This is a genomic window from Paenibacillus sp. FSL M7-0802 (assembly GCF_038004945.1).
GTDB classification, from domain to species: domain Bacteria; phylum Bacillota; class Bacilli; order Paenibacillales; family Paenibacillaceae; genus Paenibacillus; species Paenibacillus polymyxa_B.
Genome location: NZ_JBBOSD010000001.1, coordinates 4,486,661 through 4,505,264, shown reverse-complemented (window position 1 = coordinate 4,505,264; position 18,604 = coordinate 4,486,661). Strand labels below are relative to the sequence as shown.

Here is an 18,604-nt window from a genome sequence, read left to right as displayed (position 1 = left end):
TCAGTGAAGATGAAAACTCAACTTTGAATTTCTTGCAGATATGCAATAAAACAGAGATTTCATTTTTAAGTGAGTTTTCGAAGAAGTGGCGTACAATTTACAGAGCAAAAAGTATATCGACATATTATATTCTTTAGATAAGAGATATCCAGACTTAGATTTAATAAGACATATTCACACCGCTGAGAGCTACATGGATTATCGATTTGAAGCTCACAGTATCGATTATATCAATATTGAATAATTTACAAATTTTACTGTATAATACCTATTCCAACTATCCCTTCGCTTTTTACGCGTACGACAGCAAAATATATCACTTAAATAGTGGAAAGTAGTTACATAGAATAGGTCAGTTATGGTGAGAACCATCCATAATTGACCTTTTTCTCCACAACACCGTTACATTTAAAATAGATAACCCCCATTAGAATGGATATAGTAAAAGCTAGCCACCCTAAAAAAATTATTTTAGTGAAGTTCTTGTTCTCCCAAGCAAATAGTCCAAAATTTAATTTCACACAAAAGAACAATGGCTCGCAATCATCTTCAACTCAAACTAGACTCGCATAAAAAAGCACCTCCTAGCATTCATCGGACAAACCAAGAGGTTTGTTCCAATGTCTACACTAGGGGGCACTCTTCTAATCTGGGGAATTTGTTTTATCCCTTAACCGACCCGGCCGCGATCCCTTCCACAATTCGGTCACTCATGATGAGAAACACGAGCAAAATGGGCAAAATGCTGATCATCAACGTAGCTCCGATAGCTCCCCAGTCGGTCGTATATTGTCCAATAAAGTTTTGGACGCCTACAGTTAGTGTTTTGTTTTCGTCCGAGCTGATGAACGTATTGACGAAAATAAACTCATTCCAGTTATAGATCATGTTAATAATAGATGTCGTTGCCATGACGGGGGTTGTCATGGGCAGTATGATCCGAAAGAACATCCGGTTGACGGAGCAGCCGTCCATAACGGCCGCTTCTTCCACTTCACGGGGCAAAGCGTAATAGAAGCCCAGCAAGATCATCATCGTTGTCGGTAGATTAAAAGCAACATACGACAGGATGATGGAGAGTGAAGTGTCTGTTAAATGCAGTTTGAGAAACATACTGAACAACGGAATCAAGGTAGAATGGACCGGAATCATCAGTCCGACCATAAAGAGCCCGAGGACCAGTTGGCTTCCTTTCCACCGCATACGCGTAATAGCAAACGTTACAAAGCTGGCTAGCAGCACCGTCAACGCCACGGATATGACCGTAATCCACACACTATTGAAAAAGTACCGCCCGATGTTGCCGCTGGTCCACACATTCATATAGTTCTCCCAATGCGGCTGGGACGGGAGTGCAAACGGCGGAAGGTTAAACACTTCCTGATTATTTTTAAGCGAGAACAGCATCAGCCACACCAGCGGTAAAAGCTGCGTCACCGCCAAGATGATTAAAATGATATACAAAGCGGCATAACCGACCCGATTTAACATTTTGCCGCGGCTAGCGACTCCAAGCGGATAGTTGGCGGCTGCCTGGGTTTTCATATCCGTTCCTCCCTCTTCCTGTCCTTTGTTACCCTCATCTGTTTGCAAGACTGGATTATGAATACTGGATGGTTTCACTTGTGGCCGTAACCTTACGGATCAGCCACGTAGCGATCAAACAGATGAACAGCAGGGCGAAGGCTGTAGCGCTGCCGTATCCAAAGTCAAAGCTGCGGAATGCCTGGTGGTACATGTATGAGGCCATCACTTCACTGGCTCCATTCGGTCCACCGTCCGTCATGACATAGATAAGGTCAAAATATTTAAGCGAGCCGACAATGGACAATATGATCGTAACGTTAATCACCTCGCGCAGCAGGGGCAATTTGATACGAGTCGCAATCTGCCAGGCACTGGCCCCGTCGATCCGGGCAGCCTCCATCAGCGTTTCGGGAATGTTTTTCAGCCCGGCATAGTAGATCAGGATATAAAAGCCTGCATATTGCCAAATAATCGGGATAAACAAGGCAATCAACACCAGAGACGGATTAGCTAACCATTCAGGTGGGTTGTGAACGCCGACCGACACCAGTAAGGAATTGAGCACTCCGTTCGTTGGATGATATATTTTGAGCCACAGCTGTGCGATCGCTACAGATGACAACAGCATGGGAATCAGATAAATTTTCCGCAGCAGATTCGCTCCCTTGATTTTTCCTGACAAAATCATCGCAATGACCAGATAACCGATCAGACTGATGCCTGAAAACAAGGCCAACAGCAGCGAATGCCAGGCACTTTGCCAGAATGCACTGTCTGTGAGCAAATGTTGATAATTGTCCAGTCCCACAAAAGTCATAGAGCCGATTCCATTCCACTGATTCAGGCCGTAATAGCCGGTCAGTACGATGGGTACATATATTACGGCGAATAACAGCAGCAGAGAAGGCAATACATATAGAGCAATGACAAGCTTATTGGACATGACCTTTTCCACGGTCGGACCTCCTTAGGTGGTCAATTTCAATTTCCTTTCTCGATGGCAGCCTTATGCTGCTCGGCAAATTGTTGCGGTGTCACCGCTTTACCAAACAACGCCTGAATCATATTCAAATGTACCTGTGCTGCATTCGGCTTCATCTGTACATCGGCGAACAATGTAATGCTGCTGGCTTGATTCAGTCCGTTCAGCAAATCGACATACAGCTTGGGCAATTTTTCTTTGGAGGTGTCCACTTTCGTCGCCGGAATTACGCCCGCCTGTGTGACCGATTGCTCTCCCCATTTGACTACGAAGTATTCAACGAACGCTTTGGCCTCTTCTTTTACCTTGGAATTTTCCGAAACGAACAAGCCTACTCCCGGACCTCCTACCCAACTGTTCTCGTTCCCCTTGCCGCCTGCAACCATCGGAAATTTAAAGAAGCCAATTTGATCTTTAAATGCTTGTGGGATTGCGGGATTGGTCGTAAAATTCGGCAATTCCCAAGTAGCCATCAAATACATAGCTGCCTTGTCGTTCATAAACTCGGATTTTCCCTCATCATTGGACAAGCCGTTAAATCCTTTGTTAAAGGCATTCATATCCACAAGCGTCTGGACTTCGGAGGCCGCCTGAATTAAACCAGGGTCATCGAACGATCCTGAACCGTCAATCGCTTTTTTCAGCGTTTCGTTACCCGCTATACGCTCTGCCAGATACATGTACCAGAGTGAGCCGGTCCAGCGGTCTTTATTGCCCAATGCAATCGGTGCAACTCCATGATCCGTAAGTGTTTTCACAACCTGCTTAAACTCGTCAAATGTCACAGGTACCTTCAAGTTGTATTTTTGGAATATGGCTTTGTTGTAATAAATAGGTGTTATGTTCAATTCAATCGGAAGCGCATACGTTTTGCCATTCAGCGCATAAGCTTCGGTCGTTCCCGGTACAAATTTGTCCTTCAGCTTGGAACCATTCAACAGGTCATCCATCGGTGTAAATAATCCACCTTTAACGTAAGGCTCCATAAAGCCCGCTGCCCAGGTGATTCCGATATCCGGCAATTCATTGGAAGCTGACAGCACTTTGAGTTTGTTTTTATATTGTTCATTTTCCAGCACTTCCTGCTGAATGACGACATTCGGATGATCCTTTTGGTATTGATCTATAATCTGAGTCACAAGCTTGCTCTGCTGTGCCGAGCTTCCCTCTGGCCACAGGTGCATCATTTTGAGTGTAACCTTTCCCCCTTCTCCACTGGAACCGCCTTGACCATCCTTACCAGCACCGCAACCGGATAGCACCAGCATGAATGACAGCAGCAGGGTCAACCCAGCAAACCATTTTTGATGTGAGCGCTTACGTAAACCATACTTGTTGGACATCGTTAGACCTCCGTTTGTTGTATTTATATTTTTTGTAACCGTTATCATTTGTAAGTTTAGCACTCCATTCCTGCTTCCAACAGGGTACGCTCATTGGGTATAATTCCACTTTTATTGGGTTTGATCTGCCTATACGTCAGTCGATATTCTCCGGCCCTGTACGCATCTGCTGCCTGTAGCGGCTGGGGCTTACCCCCTCGGTCGCTTTGAATACTTTAATAAAATATTTATCTGTTCGGTAGCCTGATCGCTCGCCGATTTGGGCAATCGTTAACTGGGTATGCAGCAGCAACTCCTTAGCCCGTTGGATCCGCAGCCGATGCAGATATTCGCTGAAGGACAAACCACTTTGCTCCTTGAATAAAACACTAAAATAGCTGGCATTCAGGTGTGAATGCGCGGCAGTCTGCGCCATCGTAATGGATTCGTGAAGATGCTCCGCCATATAGGTGAAGGCACGTCGTACCGGATCACTAAGAGTAGTTGCCTGGAGATCAAGCTCTAGCAGAACAGGGTCAGCCAGCTTGTCCAGCTTCTCGTACCGCTGCCGCTCCTCTTCCAGCCGAAGCGCTTCATTGACCGCATTCAGCAGCTCCTGCTTATCAATCGGTTTGAGCAAATAATTGACGGCTCCCAGACGAAGAGCCTGCTGGACATAATCAAACTCCGCATAACCCGAGATGACAATGATCGCTGGTCGTCGTGAATCCCGTTCCAGAGAGCGGATTAAATCCAGCCCACTGAATTCCGGCAACCGGACATCCGTAATCAACAGATGAACTGTCTCCGCTCGCAGTATATTTAATGCTTCCAAACCATTATCGAATGTTACAATCCGGTATTTCCCGGCGGCCCATTGCTCCAGTGTCTGGTGTATCCCCTGACGTGTTCGCTGTTCATCGTCTACAATGACAATGGTTTTGGATGAAACACTCATTCCTACCGCCCTCCATGTTCATCAGGAATTTCAAAAGCGACCACAGTTCCTTCCTGCTCAGCACTATGTATCAGCACACCATCCGTTGAATAAGATGCGCTGTCATAATAAAGAGCAAGCCTGCGCTGCACATTCACTAGTCCCATACCGATTCCCTTGCTCTGGCAGGCTGCTCCCCCCATCAACGCTGTACGCACAGCTGCAAGTTCTTCCAGTGTCATTCCAGGTCCGTTATCTATGACCGCGATCTTGGTCCAACCCGTTCTGGTCGAAGGAGTGACACTAATTTCAACACGGCCGTTGCCGATGCGATTTTCGACACCATGCAAAATGGCATTCTCTAGAATAGGCTGGATCAGCAGTTTAGGAAGCGGAATTCTGGCTGCCTCCGAAGGCATATGAATTTGCCAGCTCAGACGTTCACCCAGACGCATCTCCATCAGTTCCAGATAACGACGGATTTGCGCCATTTCTTCCCCGAGTGTCACCCAAGAGTCATGGTGAGCCGGTTCGATAACATAACGAAACAGCCGCGACATGGACACCATCAGCCCGGCAAGCTCCTCTTCTCCCTTCTCCTGTAGCGACCAGTTGAAAGCATCCAGCGTATTAAAAAGAAAATGCGGATTGATCTGCGCCTGCAGAGCTTTAAGTTCGGTTTGGCTTTGTAAAACCTCCTTCTCGCAAATAACACGGATCAATTCATTAATATCGACAATCATTGTGTTGTACTCTGCATTTAATTCTCGCAGCTCGACCGCTGCTGCCGGTTCTGGATTCAGTGCCAATGCCCCTTCCCGTGAACGACGCATCGCCTGAATCAAGTGACCTATCGGTCTGGTAATCAACGTAGACAACATAAAGGACATGAACAGGAATAGCACGGCACCAAGAGACGCGGAAATGATAAGTGTAGTCCGTAAAACCGTAATTCCGTCTGTGACGACGCTAACCGGAATCAGGATCAGCAGCGACCAGCCCGTCCGCTCCGACTGCTGAACTGCCTTCACATATTCCCGCTCCCCAATATGAACCGTCTGTGTCTTGCTGTGCAGTACACCTGACAAATCCGTCTGGTTCATTGGTTCACCCGACAGCAGCTGGCCTTGTCGATCTACAAGCAGCATAGTTTCATCCGCTTCTTCATTGACCGCTGTCGCACCATTCAGCCCAAAATAACTTCGCTCCATACGGGTAATCAAGTACCCTCCACGTGAGAACCAGCGATCCACCAGGCTCACCTGCCGAATTGCCAGCAGTGACCGGGAGTCTTCGGGATCAATGCCGATCCAGACCAGTCTTCCCTTCATCTGATTCGCTTCCCGGATGTCTGCTTGTCCAATACGTTCCTCCAGACTGCCCTCTCTAATCGGAAACAACATCTTTCCTTCGGCGGTATACAGCTCCAGTGAGCCGACACTCGGCATATATGCCTGATAGCTATGCATCACTTGCAGTAGTGATTGACGCTGTCCGAAATTCACCTTGACCCCGTTGCGCTCCTCCAGCAGAATATGCTGAACAGACGGGTGATTCGCGACCTGCTCCGTCAAGCTATCCATCTGGCCGATTAATGCATCCAGCCTACCGCTTGCTTGTACCGCAGTCTGACCAATATGCCGCTCGGCACTGTCTTTTAACAGGTGAGACACATTGAGATAAATGAACGCCCCCGCCACACTCATCATAATGAGCATCACCAGTATAAATCCGATAAAAATCTGATTACGTAATGTGTTTAATGGCTGAAACCTTGACCTTGAACGCATAAGCCTTCTCCCCCTGAACCATCGCAGAAAAATGGGTGATGATAACGCTTTCCTTTTCCTATTCTATCGCATCGTTCGTCTTTGTTGGCATATTTTCAGCAGAGATTAATCAAAATGGGCAGGAATGCTATGAAATAGAAAGGTCGTAGGGTAAACGAAAAAAATGACTCCCGACAAATGCAGGAGCCATCTACTGACCAGTTACACCGAAGCTTCTTTCAAATCACCCAAACTAAGGTACCGTCCAGGCTCCGAAGCTTGCATATGAAATGGGTATCCTATTGGAGCGCAGCCAAAATGCGGTCGCACAGCTCCATCGTTTTCACGTTATCCCGTCCACTTGAATCAGGCGTCCGTCCTTCTTGGCAGCAGTTCATGAAATGTGCGATTTCACCAACAAAACCGCGCAAGTACAAATCACGGTATCCGCCCGACATCGCGGAAGCTGATGGTGTCAGAACCGTATCGTTTTCCGCAAGGGATTTCCAAGGAAGCTCTGTATGACTCTCCGACTTGTGAATGATCAGTGTATTCACCTCATCCGCGTTCGCAAAACCATGATCAAAGGTTACCGTGAACCCTTCGCTCTCGCGTGTCCATGCTGTCATACCTGCGAAGTATAGGCTACCCACTACACCATTTTCAAATTTCAGGGCAATCGTATGGGAAATACACTCGCCGTTATCGTTCGCAAATCCGGTAACCTGCACCACTTCTCCAAACAAATAACGTACCAGATCGACCATATGAACCGCCGCCAGCTTCATGAAATCTTCGCCAGTTTTGCAAAACAGGGTACTGTCCACGAGGAATTTCGCCTGAAACGAGCGTGCGGCTCCAAGCGAGCCACCCTCAATCAATTCTTTTAATTTTATGTATACAGGCGCGTAGCGCTTCATGAAACCGACCATCAGCACGACCCCCGCTGCTTCTGCCGCATCTGCAATTTGGGCCGCTTCCTCGGCATTCCAGCCCAGTGGCTTGTCTACAAAAACATGTTTTCCAGCCTTAATGCAGTCCAGTACGAGCGAAGGATGATCTGCCGCTTGTGCAATCACGACAACTCCATCACAGTCTTCCTGCTCCAGCATAGCCTTGTAATTGTCATAAGGTGTGCCACTGCTTCCAAACCGCTGGAGTGCCGTCTTCGATCTGCTTAGATCTCTAGTCGCAATCGCCTGAATTTCAGCACCTGCCCCAATAACAGCAGGATATATATTCGTTGAAGCGTGAAAGCCAGCCCCGATAAAACACAGCTTCGCCTTGCTCATGTTAGTCCCTCCCATGTACACACTAAAATAATCCGATCCCATCGTACCATATTGCCGAAGTATATACAGTGGCATAAAGATAAAGGACATGATTCTTAAGGAGAACAAGATAAAAAAACCTTAACAAAGATAATCCCTTATCCTTGTTAAGGCTCTGTCTGTATCACCAACAACAATCCTTAAAAATACATTCAATTACAGGGTTCAGACATTATCTTGTGGATAACGAAGCCCATTTTTGCTCCAGCCACTGATCAAATTCAGCACCCTTGTCACCTTCATAGATGTCATAAATATCGACTCTCATCTTGTGCAGCTTCTCGCGAAAATCGTTATAGGTATGGTCGGCTGGTAAGCTTTTTTTAATCCGCACCAGAATCTTCGTCAGGCCCTTAACAAGCTCACCCTCTTTGCGCACAGGCGGCTGTACATTCTCGCCCCATTCCTGAAGTCTGCGGTAAGCGGCTTCCTGAACGGCATATACCGTATCATTATTCAAACGGTGTGTCAGCAAGTCAATCGTCTGCTGGTTCTTCCATGCACCCAGATCATTTACCGCGGCTAGGCGTGTTTTCCAATCGGAGGTTCGGTTTGCAGCTACTTTAAGCTGCTCATATACATCTGCAAATTCTTGCTGAGTTTCGTTGTTTTCCAAAATCATCTCATCCTTTTCTAAAAATCACTATATTACTGTTCATCACGATTGCCGTTTGTTAAATATAACATACTTGCAGGCCTTCTTCTAAAAAAAGATAAAAAGAAATGTATCGGACATGACATGGTCAGAAGGCGTTCATTCGCCTCTGTTGTCTGCCGCTGAAAGGCATCGTAAATTCCTCCAGATATCGGGGTAGATAAACCGTATTTTGAAAGGGGAATTTACAGAAAATCTGCACGTGCTGGTGTAAATGCATCTAGCAGAATACCGCCATCCTCCAGTGGGATACAGCCATGAAGAGTATCGGATGGAAAATGGATGCTGTCTCCTTCTTTGACAGTCTGCACTTCCTTTGTTTCGCCATTATCGATCATGAACTTAAAGCTTCCCTTTATTACATAAGTGACTTGTTCATGGACATGCTTATGCAACAGGATCTCCCCTGTTTGGGCTTTAGCAAACATCACTTTGACATACATAAGCTGGTCACTGTGGGCTAGCACTTTCCGGGTTGTATTACTGTCAACGATATCAATTTGAATATCTTGATCGTTAAAAAACATGGATAATTCCTCCTCTTTTTAAGCACAAATGATTTAGACGCAAATGATTTAGATAAGTTATTTTGAAAAAAATCATAAATCGATTTAGTTTAAAACCAGCGAAAAATAAGCCAAAGTACTCCAGAAAGAGTAGTAAAGTCGGGATCGGCGAACGTTACCCCTTCGGCACCCAAAAAAGAAAAGAGCGGCAAGGTGAGCGCTGGCAGCAGACAGAGCAAGAATCCATTAAGACAACTGGAAATAACAGCTCCTCTGAAACCACCGCTGGAATTGCCGAATATCGCGGCTGCACCACCAGCGAGGAAGCAGGCCATGATCCCTGGCACAATGACAGGCAATCCGATAAACGGGAAAAGAAAGACGCAGGCAACGCCTGTGAAGAAGCTAACCAAGAAGCCTACCAACGCGGAATTGGGTGATTTGTCGAACAGTACCAGAACATCCACACCAGGGATTGCTCCAGGTGCGAACACTTGGGAGAAACCTTTGAAAGCGGGTACAATTTCAGTTGTGAACAGCTTAACACCTGCTTTTGCGATATACAAGCCGGCAGCAAAAATAGCTGACTGTTCGAGGATGAAGACGATGTATTCTTTGCCATCCGATAATTTGCTGACATAATCAGAACCAGCAACCAGTCCAGATACCAGTAAAAGCACAAGCATCGTCAAGGTCGTTGCAACATTGGGGTCGCGCAAAAAACTGATGCGGTCATTAATTTTTACATTTTCGGTGTCATTTTCACGGTTGCCAAAAACTTTCCCTAAATAGGTACCTAGAATGTAAGAGGTCATGGAAGCATGAGCAATCGTATATTCATCCGATTTAATAATGTTTTTGCTGGCATTCCGGAGTAGGTAAGGAAACACCGCCATATAGCTCCCAATTACCAAAGAACCGACGATAATCGTAGTTAGCGAACTGAGACCCAGACCTTTCATAACGGCTGTAGCGGCAAAGCTCATAAACAAAATCAAGTGAAGAGACAAATAAATGTACTTGAACTTGGTCAGGCGTACAAGCACGATGTTAAGGATCATGGAAAAGAGCAGAATGAGCGCAGCATCCGCCCCGATCTGATCAATGGTCAGTGCCATAATGGCTTCATTGCTTGGTACGACACCTTTAAGGTTGAACGCATAAGAAAAAATTTGACTGAAGTTGGTGAGAACGCCACCTAAAATGCCGCCGCCGACCTTGATCATGGTGAAGCCCATAAAAGAAAGGGTAGTTCCAGTAATGATCTCTGATACTTTCTTCCTCTGGAATATAAGGCCGAGTAATGTCACAATCGCGATAATGATGGATGGCTCCCTGATAATGCTCATAAACATTTCCATAGTGATCTCCGACTTTCTTTTATTTATTTTCCATTCTTACTAAATCGATTTAGTAATACTCGAAAAAAATTTCCCTCTCGGGAATGTAAAAAGAAGCAGAATCATTTTTTGTGAATTAATTCACAACTCACTCCATACATTATTCGTTAAGCTTCATTCCTCCCCTCTCTTCAATCACAATCATCACTAAAATCAGGACATACATAAATGAAAGGGTATTCATGACTCGAATCATAAGATCATTATAGCTCTTTATTTTCTTTTTACAATAGAATTTATAAAAACGTTTTCAAAAAGATGAAAAGGACATATTCAATCATTCAGTTCAGTTTTTGAACAGATTCTCTGTGGTTAATGACCGGATTCATTCGGATGATTTCTGACAGATCCTCATGATCCTGTTCTTTTTGATCAATTTTCTCCAGCAGTAGCCTGGCACTTCTTCTCCCCATTTCAAAACTCGGCTGGGAAACGGTTGTGATCGGCGGATTATAAAAAGATGCAAAGGATACATCATCTATGCCAATCAAGGAAAAATCATTAGGTATGGTCAGATGATTATTTTTTGCATAAATCAGCACCTGCTCCAAAATCATGTCATTCGTAGCAATGATTGCGGTGGGCGGATGCTCCATATGGAATAGTTGTCCAATCAGATTAGGCATTTCATCCAACCTGCCGCTTTTGATATAGTTTTCATTCACTGATATGTCATGTTTGCCCAACGTATTTCGATAACCTGACAGCCGCTCACTTCGTGTGGTAATCGCTTTTTTGCCTAAGGGGAACGTGATAATCCCAATGTTGTTATGACCATGCTCAATGAGTGCTTCAACCGCAAGCTCGCTGGCCTTTTCATTATTCAACAGCACTGTGTCTACGCTGATTTCATCGATTTTTCGGTCCACAAACACGAAAGGATAGCCATTCTTGGCAAGGGAAACATATAATTTCTTGTTCTCTTCCGTCGGGAAAATGATAAGTCCATCCACTTGCCGAGCAATCATCGACTGGACATACTTTTTCTCTTTGAGCGAATCATCATCGGTATTGCAGACAATGACCTGGACATTTTCCAGTTGGCATTCATCTTCAATTGCACGCACGACTTCTGTTGTAAATCTCGATAAAATGGTTGAAGAAATAACCCCCACAATGAAGGTCTTCTTCTGCTTGAGACTACGTGCCACCTCATTAGGTATATAACTGAGATCCTCAATCGCTTGCTCGATCTTCTTCTTAGTGTTTTCACTCATATAGTTGTATCTCTTTTGCAGAAACTGCGAAACTGTACTCTTCGACACCCCGGCACGTTCTGCAACTTCCTTCATCGTTGTTACCATAATTACCCTCCTTTCTTTTTCTGCATGTCAGCCGTATTAATTTTCAAATATATATATTCTGCAACCTGTATGTAAAGTGAATTTCACTTTATTATATACCTTCTTTTACAGCAGGAAAATATAATAAATGAGGAGTTAGAGCGTGCCCTCCACCTCATATATAACCGCCCCTACAAATGCTGGACACTTAGCTTAACCATCCGTTGTTACGAATCTATTGAATTCGAACGAAATCTTAGAAATATACGAATTTTATGACTTGTTTGATGGAAGATTTGAACATAAAATGAGAATGTAATCGGTTACAATTTCTTTTAAATAAAGGAGGAAGCAGAATTATGAAGAAAAAAGGACTGAAAAAAACATTTTTCATCATTACCTCCCTCGTAATGGGCTTCACACTGTATGGCTATACTCCCGCTTCAGTAGATGCAGCCAGTGTGAAAGGATATTATCACACCCAAGGAAACAAGATTGTAGACGAATCCGGGAAAGAAGCGGCATTTAACGGCCTGAACTGGTTCGGTCTAGAAACTCCTAATTACACCTTGCATGGACTGTGGAGCCGCTCAATGGACGACATGCTGGATCAGGTGAAGAAAGAAGGCTACAATCTGATTCGTCTGCCTTACAGCAATCAGTTATTCGATTCCAGTTCCCGTCCAGACAGTATTGATTATCACAAAAACCCTGACCTGGTCGGATTAACTCCGATTCAAATTATGGACAAGCTGATCGAAAAAGCTGGACAACGCGGTATTCAGATTATCCTTGACCGTCACCGTCCAAGCTCAGGTGGGCAATCCGAGCTGTGGTACACATCCCAGTACCCTGAGTCTCGCTGGATTAGCGACTGGAAAATGTTGGCTGATCGTTATAAAAACAACCCTACCGTCATTGGTGCGGATTTACACAATGAGCCACACGGTCAAGCAAGCTGGGGCACAGGCAATGCCTCCACAGACTGGCGTCTGGCGGCACAACGTGCAGGGAATGCGATTCTGTCCGTGAATCCGAATTGGCTGATTCTCGTAGAAGGTGTAGACCACAATGTACAAGGCAACAATAGCCAATACTGGTGGGGTGGCAACCTGACAGGTGTAGCCAACTATCCTGTCGTTCTGGACGTACCGAACCGTGTCGTATATTCTCCTCATGATTACGGCCCTGGTGTGTCTTCGCAGCCATGGTTCAACGACCCGGCCTTCCCGTCCAACCTGCCAGCGATCTGGGATCAAACCTGGGGCTACATCAGCAAGCAAAACATAGCTCCGGTGCTGGTCGGTGAATTCGGCGGTCGTAATGTTGATTTGTCTACTACTGAGGGGAAATGGCAAAATGCACTCGTAGACTATATTGGTGCCAACAACCTGTACTTTACGTACTGGTCCCTGAATCCGAATAGCGGCGACACAGGCGGTCTGCTGCTGGACGACTGGGTTACCTGGAATCGTCCGAAGCAGGATATGCTGAGCCGGATTATGAAGCCTGTTATTTTTGTAGCGGAACAAGCGAAAGCAACCGCCGAATAGGCACAGGGCTTCACTTCACTTATTGAAAAAGCCGATTTTCCTCCTTCAGGCCAGATTATACTGGGCTATGAGGATGTGGAGAAACGGCTTTTTTTTGTGATACCTGCAAACCTCCAGGATTACACTCCACGTGTGTACATGCTTTCCTCCCCTTCTTGACGCCTTCTTTCCAGTTTTACACATTGTAAATCCCCCATCTAATGGGTCATTTTGTAAACTAAATCTCTCTTTTAACCGATAAATACATATGTTGGATTTGAATTCAGGAAGGAAGATTTCATGTGATTATTTGGAAGGGTTTTGGTATTTTAAACATCGTTATTCCAGGGATCTTATTTGTTATTGTCGGGAGTTTAGTATCCGCTCTAGGGCTTGACTCCATAGATTCCCGGCTACCGATGGCTTTTGTGTTCATTGTGTCGGGGGTTATTATCTGGTACTTGGGAAAAGCGCTTAACGCCGACTCGGACAAAGTGCTAGTTGATATGGAAACGGGGCAACGCTATCGAATGGGAACCCAGCACAGTCTGTTTTTTATCCCTATGCATTATTGGGGCCCTGCCGGTCTAGCGATCGGATTTATTTTAATCGTTGCATCGATATTTATATAACGTTGATTGCAAACATGAGCTATTCCGAACACCACAATGCGAGCCAGTTGCTCCCATTGTGGTCTTTTTCCTTTTCGCAGGTCAATTATGATCAGATACCACCATGATTTACCTGTAGGCCAATGAATTTGGGGCAGGCAGGTGAAAACCTAGCTCATATTTCGCCCCAGCTGCTCCACCTTGCTCAGCCAATCGTTGCGCTGCTGATCCGATAATTTATTCATGAGATCAATCGCAGTAGAATGCACCGGTTTGACACCACATAGATGCAGCGTGGAATCCTTCATCATCCGATGCCCAGGCTGTCCCTGGAAAAATCGGTAGTACCAATGCGGACCGTCCATCGTTGTAATGAGGCGGGCCGTTCTTCCTTTTAGAAGCTTGTCAGGCAGGGGTTTTCCTTTTTGATACTTAAACGCAAATCCCGGCATAAAGGTACGGTCAATGAATCCTTTCATTAATGCAGGCAAGCTGCCCCACCAGATCGGAAAGACAAAAACGAGATGTTCTGCCCATTTAATCGACTCCTGTGCTTGGATCAAATCAGGTTCCAGCGGTAATTTATTACGATATCCACCTAGTAGATTTGGATTAAAGTCCAACGCGGATAGCTGCAACAAACGAACCTCCGCCCCTGCAGCCTTCGCTCCTTTTACATAGGATTGAGCCAGCGCTTCCCCATAACTGCCAGCGACCGGATTCCCTTGAATCACCAATATTTTTTTAGACATATAAACCACTTCCTACCTTCATATTATGATTTTAGTTAGAAGACACTAACTTTATATTTAAAAAGAAAAGGTCACTACTGACCTTTACTTAATAAAGCAGTTAAACGTTGTTTGACCTCTGCTGCAAATGGAACCAACTGCTGTGGAAGTTCACCTTCCAGGCTGGAGACGGACAAGCGTGTAATGGCTCCAATGATGAGCACACCGGATAGCAGAGCATCCTGCTTCGGCAGTTCACCTTGTTGAATCCCCTGTTCGATGAATTCAGTCAACGCCTCCAGCGGCTGACGCACATTCTGGCTCTGGCTTGCTTCAACATACAGCTCATGATGTTGTGATAGTAGAAGCAAACCATACTGGTCCTCATCATGCATATCCAGCACTTCATCCACCAGTTGATGGAAACGACTAACGAAGTTCCCACTCTGCTTGCGATAGAAGTCAATTAATGTGGTGTAGCTATTACAATACTGCCCGAATACTTCCAAGGCCATCGCATCTTTACTCTTAAAATGCTTATAAATCGCGGCATCCGTCACACCAGCAGCCTCTCCAATTTCTTTGACTGAAATGCCGTCAATTCCTTTGGTTGCAAATAAGCACATTGCTGCCTGCAGAATATCTTTCTTTTTGCTGTCTACATGTGTTTTCTTATTCATAAGCTTATAGTAAGTGATAACTAACTAAAATGCAAATTATATTTATGCAGGCTCATTCTGTCTTCATACTTTCATTTGAAATATATTGAATTAAACCTAAAAACCATGTTTTATAAGCGATTAATCATAAATACCCTAAATAATACGTGCATCATCCCATTTTATTCATATAAAAAAGATATGTAACCGAATAAAACGGGCGCTAGGATAGGTGGGACTCATTATGCTTGAGGTGCATGCAGTCACCCAGCAGGGAAAAGACTCAGGCAGTCTTGGATATGGAGCGACGAGTACATTTCCCCGCTGCAAAAAGTCGTACAAGCCATCCATGACCAAGGCCCCAAAGCCGATCTTCAGCTTTGGCGTGTCGGGCGCAAAGGCTCGTTGCCCCAAGAAACAGCTGTATCTGCCTCTGGGTTGCCTCACCGCAAACAGTATCATCCACTGGATCGCACACTAAATTGGACAATTTCCACAATAATAGGTGTGCCGGAGAGAATTGCCTCTCCTTCGTTAAGGCGAATCGTCAGCGATGAAGGTGTTAGGCTATACAATGTGCTTTCTTGTATCATTCCATTAATGTATAGATTGGCATAACTGTTGCTTCCGACATTAAAACGCTTAAAGGCCTCCTGTACACCATCTACAGAAAATTGATCCGCCATTATCGTGATTGAAGATTCAATTGTAGCAGGTGCAAGATAAAAATACCGCTCAGCTATGGGTATAATTTCAATATTTGAAATGTCAGGTGCCGGGCCGGTTGGCCCTGTTATACCTCGGGCTCCAGTAGGACCAGCTATGCCCTGCGCTCCAGTAGGGCCGGGTACTCCTGTTGCACCTGGACTTCCTTGGACTCCAGCCGGACCTGGCACTCCTGGCGCTCCCTGTGTTCCTGCTGGACCCTGTATTCCTGGTATTCCTTGGACTCCCGGTGTTCCCGCAGTTCCCGATATACCTTGGGCTCCTGCTAAACCTGGAATACCTTGTACCCCTGTCAAACCGGGAATGCCTTGTGCTCCTGCCGAACCCGGTGCAGCTCGCTTTCCCGTCTGGCTCATGCTCTTCCTCCGCTTGCTAGGAGTATTTCTGCACCTCCGTTGCATGATTAGCTTTGGATGCTTTTTGGCATGGAACCCCGTTTTTGTTCTACCTTTGAATGAATAACTTGTTTTACACTTTTTACGTTTGTTGATCTTGTAATGTACGGTCCTCTTTCCTAGCCTCCTTAGTGATGAATCGCGTCTCCTCATACCAGCCGTATACACCTCCTTCTCACATGCTTATTTATGTAGTGTATGCACATCCCCCTTTAGGGTTTTAGGCATTTGTAACCTTCAGATTCCAAGTATTCGCTTCCATCTATATTTGTAGCAAAATAGGGCCTTCTCCATTTACCCTATTATTAATAGAAAGGTTAATATGCCGTTTCCGAATAGGTTGAACAATCATTTATTGATTAAGAGCCAGCGAATGCAAATGGCTCATTACCAGTAAAGAAAGGAGATGAGAACTATGCCAATCATAAAACCTGTGTTTACAGCAGTAGCTACTGCTCCCGTATCAACGGGTGGCGCCATAGCCACGACCGTAGCCCCAGCCACGACTCGCTTTTTTGCAACGATTACAGCTGGAATGATCGGAACAACAGAAACAACCGTTCCTGCTGCAAGCTTTGTAGATGACGCCGATGCTCCAGTTGTTGCTTTGCCGACATTAGCAGCTACTGATTCTTCTAATTTTTATATTAACGGAGTTATTCAGCAGAGCTCCTTATTCACCCTCACCACAGCAAGTCTGGTCATTGCCTCCGTAGATATTACACCAGGTGTCCCAGTTGTTATAGAAATAACAGATTTTAGCGGCACAACTTCCATTATCGCGACTCAGCCTACCATCTCTGCGCCTACCGTCACTATTATCACTTAACACTTTTCATATTTTTGATTCAAGTTGGACTGAACGGTCATTCACGCTGTACATTACCCCGTATAAGCTAGAAAAGACCGATTCAGATGTCGATATCTGAATCGGTCTTTTAGATTATATAATCGTTTTCAAATGACTGGATACTGTATGATTAAGGCAAAATAGCAAAGGAGCGCACCGGAAATCCAGGGGAATCTTGAATGCTCGGAACGATATTATATATGACCGCGCCCGTCGGGGGCAGCTTGTCCAAATTCGTCAGCACCTCAACTTGATACCGATCCTGCTCCAATATGTAATATTCCCCTACCAGCTTGCCAGCTTTGCGATAAGCTACAGAGGAATCGGTATCTAGCGTTTCATGCCCAATGGCAGCCACATTCCGTTCTTCTACCAAAAAGCGCAGCGCCTCCAGCGACCAGCCCGGGCAGTGTGCATCTCCGGCGTCGTCCTTGTTCGAGAAGGCATCTGAATCAGGCCAACGTTTGCTCCAATCACTGCGAAAAGCGACAAAGGACTGATCAGCAATGCGTCCATGCTCTTTCTCAAAGTCCAAAATATCCGCAACCGTAAGTTCATAGTCAGAATTGGCTGCAACGGCTGCTGAACGGTCAATGACAACTAGCGGCAAAACCAGCTCCTTCAACGAAAGCTCATGCAAGTAACGTTTGCCCTTCACAAAATGAACGGGTGCATCAATATGAGTCCCATACTGACCGGGAAAGCAGTATTGTTTTACAAAAAAGCCATCATCGTGGGTAAACAGGGTATCCACCTGAACATTATCGAATACTGGAAAATGAGGGATTTCAGGATAAAAAGCGTGGGACAAATCCACCCACTCTTTTTGCTTCAACAACTTCAAGATATCTGCTAAATGCTCTGCCATGATGCCCATTCCTCCTCAGCTTTATTACAAGCCATTTTACCTGAGGATTCTGCAAAAATCTATAAATCGATCTGCTCTTCTAATATATAGAAAGAAATCTATTTTGTGCGACGGTATGGACGAAGAAGCTGCCATCCCAGTCTACGATGAAATGAGCAATTTATTAACATTTGATATTCATGAATGGCCTGTACCAGGCAAGAACTCCTCCAGCGACTTTTTAAGCCTCCCTAGAGATCGGTTAAGCGCGAGCCAGCTTCCCGTCTATTCAAATGCTGATCAGTTCTATCTTGTACAACAGCAAAAAAAAGACGTTTCCAGTTTATACTGGAAACGTCCTCTCGTGCCGATCTGAGCATCAACAAAATTGTACCTCTCTCTAATACTGACAGCCTCATACTTTCCATTCCTAGCACGTATATTTTCGCAAAAACGAACGAATACTGTTAATTTTCAATGTGCTATTTTATTCAACTCCTGTGCTTTTTGCGGGCTGTCTGCACCTTTACCGTTCATTAAT

Annotated in this window: 17 protein-coding genes and 1 pseudogene; 4 read left to right on the top strand and 14 right to left on the bottom strand. The window is 45.2% G+C overall.

Going from position 1 to position 18,604, the window contains the following annotated elements; all coding sequences use genetic code 11:
* Positions 1–663: 663 nt before the first annotated feature.
* The 10 genes from MHB54_RS20700 to MHB54_RS20655 all read right to left on the bottom strand — a co-directional run bounded on the left by MHB54_RS20700 (position 664) and on the right by MHB54_RS20655 (position 11,733).
* Positions 664–1,545, bottom strand: a complete 882-nt coding sequence (locus tag MHB54_RS20700) for a carbohydrate ABC transporter permease (protein WP_340981883.1) — start codon at positions 1,543–1,545, stop codon at positions 664–666.
* Positions 1,546–1,600: 55 nt separating this feature from the next.
* A complete protein-coding gene (locus tag MHB54_RS20695; protein ID WP_340981881.1) occupies positions 1,601–2,482 on the bottom strand; it encodes a carbohydrate ABC transporter permease in 882 nt (293 codons plus the stop codon).
* Between the two features lie 26 nt (positions 2,483–2,508).
* A complete protein-coding gene (locus MHB54_RS20690) occupies positions 2,509–3,852 on the bottom strand; it encodes an extracellular solute-binding protein (protein ID WP_069080745.1) in 1,344 nt (447 codons plus the stop codon).
* A gap of 136 nt (positions 3,853–3,988) precedes the next feature.
* Entirely contained in the window at positions 3,989–4,789 is an 801-nt protein-coding gene (locus MHB54_RS20685; RefSeq protein WP_023989783.1) for a response regulator, read from the bottom strand.
* Positions 4,790–4,791: 2 nt separating this feature from the next.
* On the bottom strand, positions 4,792–6,558 hold the full coding sequence (locus MHB54_RS20680; RefSeq protein WP_340981879.1) for a cache domain-containing sensor histidine kinase: 1,767 nt from the start codon (positions 6,556–6,558) through the stop codon (positions 4,792–4,794).
* 278 nt (positions 6,559–6,836) lie between these two features.
* Positions 6,837–7,829, bottom strand: a complete 993-nt coding sequence (locus tag MHB54_RS20675; protein ID WP_023989785.1) for a Gfo/Idh/MocA family protein — start codon at positions 7,827–7,829, stop codon at positions 6,837–6,839.
* 211 nt (positions 7,830–8,040) lie between these two features.
* Entirely contained in the window at positions 8,041–8,484 is a 444-nt protein-coding gene (locus tag MHB54_RS20670) for a HEAT repeat domain-containing protein (RefSeq protein WP_028542207.1), read from the bottom strand.
* A 224-nt stretch (positions 8,485–8,708) separates the two neighbouring features.
* A complete protein-coding gene (locus MHB54_RS20665; protein WP_023989787.1) occupies positions 8,709–9,050 on the bottom strand; it encodes a cupin domain-containing protein in 342 nt (113 codons plus the stop codon).
* 89 nt (positions 9,051–9,139) lie between these two features.
* Positions 9,140–10,384: a PTS ascorbate transporter subunit IIC gene (locus tag MHB54_RS20660; protein WP_340981877.1), complete on the bottom strand. Its 1,245-nt coding sequence runs from the start codon at positions 10,382–10,384 to the stop codon at positions 9,140–9,142.
* Positions 10,385–10,710: 326 nt separating this feature from the next.
* Complete coding sequence (locus tag MHB54_RS20655; protein ID WP_076157537.1) at positions 10,711–11,733, bottom strand: substrate-binding domain-containing protein; 1,023 nt, start codon at positions 11,731–11,733, stop codon at positions 10,711–10,713.
* 338 nt (positions 11,734–12,071) lie between these two features.
* On the opposite strand from MHB54_RS20655, the gene MHB54_RS20650 reads away from it, so the two are divergent.
* A complete protein-coding gene (locus MHB54_RS20650; protein ID WP_028542203.1) occupies positions 12,072–13,265 on the top strand; it encodes a glycoside hydrolase family 5 protein in 1,194 nt (397 codons plus the stop codon).
* Positions 13,266–13,546: 281 nt separating this feature from the next.
* Positions 13,547–13,876, top strand: a complete 330-nt coding sequence (locus tag MHB54_RS20645; RefSeq protein WP_061828748.1) for a hypothetical protein — start codon at positions 13,547–13,549, stop codon at positions 13,874–13,876.
* Positions 13,877–14,025: 149 nt separating this feature from the next.
* On the opposite strand, the gene MHB54_RS20640 is transcribed toward MHB54_RS20645, so the two are convergent.
* Positions 14,026–14,607 carry an NAD(P)H-dependent oxidoreductase gene (locus MHB54_RS20640; RefSeq protein WP_025723258.1) on the bottom strand — a complete coding sequence of 194 codons (582 nt, stop codon included), beginning with the start codon at positions 14,605–14,607 and terminating at the stop codon, positions 14,026–14,028.
* Positions 14,608–14,681: 74 nt separating this feature from the next.
* On the bottom strand, positions 14,682–15,266 hold the full coding sequence (locus tag MHB54_RS20635; RefSeq protein ID WP_023989793.1) for a TetR/AcrR family transcriptional regulator: 585 nt from the start codon (positions 15,264–15,266) through the stop codon (positions 14,682–14,684).
* Between the two features lie 276 nt (positions 15,267–15,542).
* On the opposite strand from MHB54_RS20635, the pseudogene MHB54_RS20630 reads away from it, so the two are divergent.
* Positions 15,543–15,620: pseudogene (locus tag MHB54_RS20630) on the top strand (transposase); the annotation flags it as partial.
* Between the two features lie 83 nt (positions 15,621–15,703).
* On the opposite strand, the gene MHB54_RS20625 reads toward MHB54_RS20630, so the two are convergent.
* Positions 15,704–16,327: a DUF4183 domain-containing protein gene (locus tag MHB54_RS20625; RefSeq protein WP_023989795.1), complete on the bottom strand. Its 624-nt coding sequence runs from the start codon at positions 16,325–16,327 to the stop codon at positions 15,704–15,706.
* Positions 16,328–16,781: 454 nt separating this feature from the next.
* Between MHB54_RS20625 and MHB54_RS20620 the strand changes: the two genes are divergently transcribed.
* Positions 16,782–17,195 carry a DUF4183 domain-containing protein gene (locus tag MHB54_RS20620; protein ID WP_023989796.1) on the top strand — a complete coding sequence of 138 codons (414 nt, stop codon included), beginning with the start codon at positions 16,782–16,784 and terminating at the stop codon, positions 17,193–17,195.
* Positions 17,196–17,346: 151 nt separating this feature from the next.
* On the opposite strand, the gene MHB54_RS20615 is transcribed toward MHB54_RS20620, so the two are convergent.
* Entirely contained in the window at positions 17,347–18,084 is a 738-nt protein-coding gene (locus MHB54_RS20615; protein ID WP_023989797.1) for a cyclase family protein, read from the bottom strand.
* Positions 18,085–18,604: the final 520 nt, after the last annotated feature.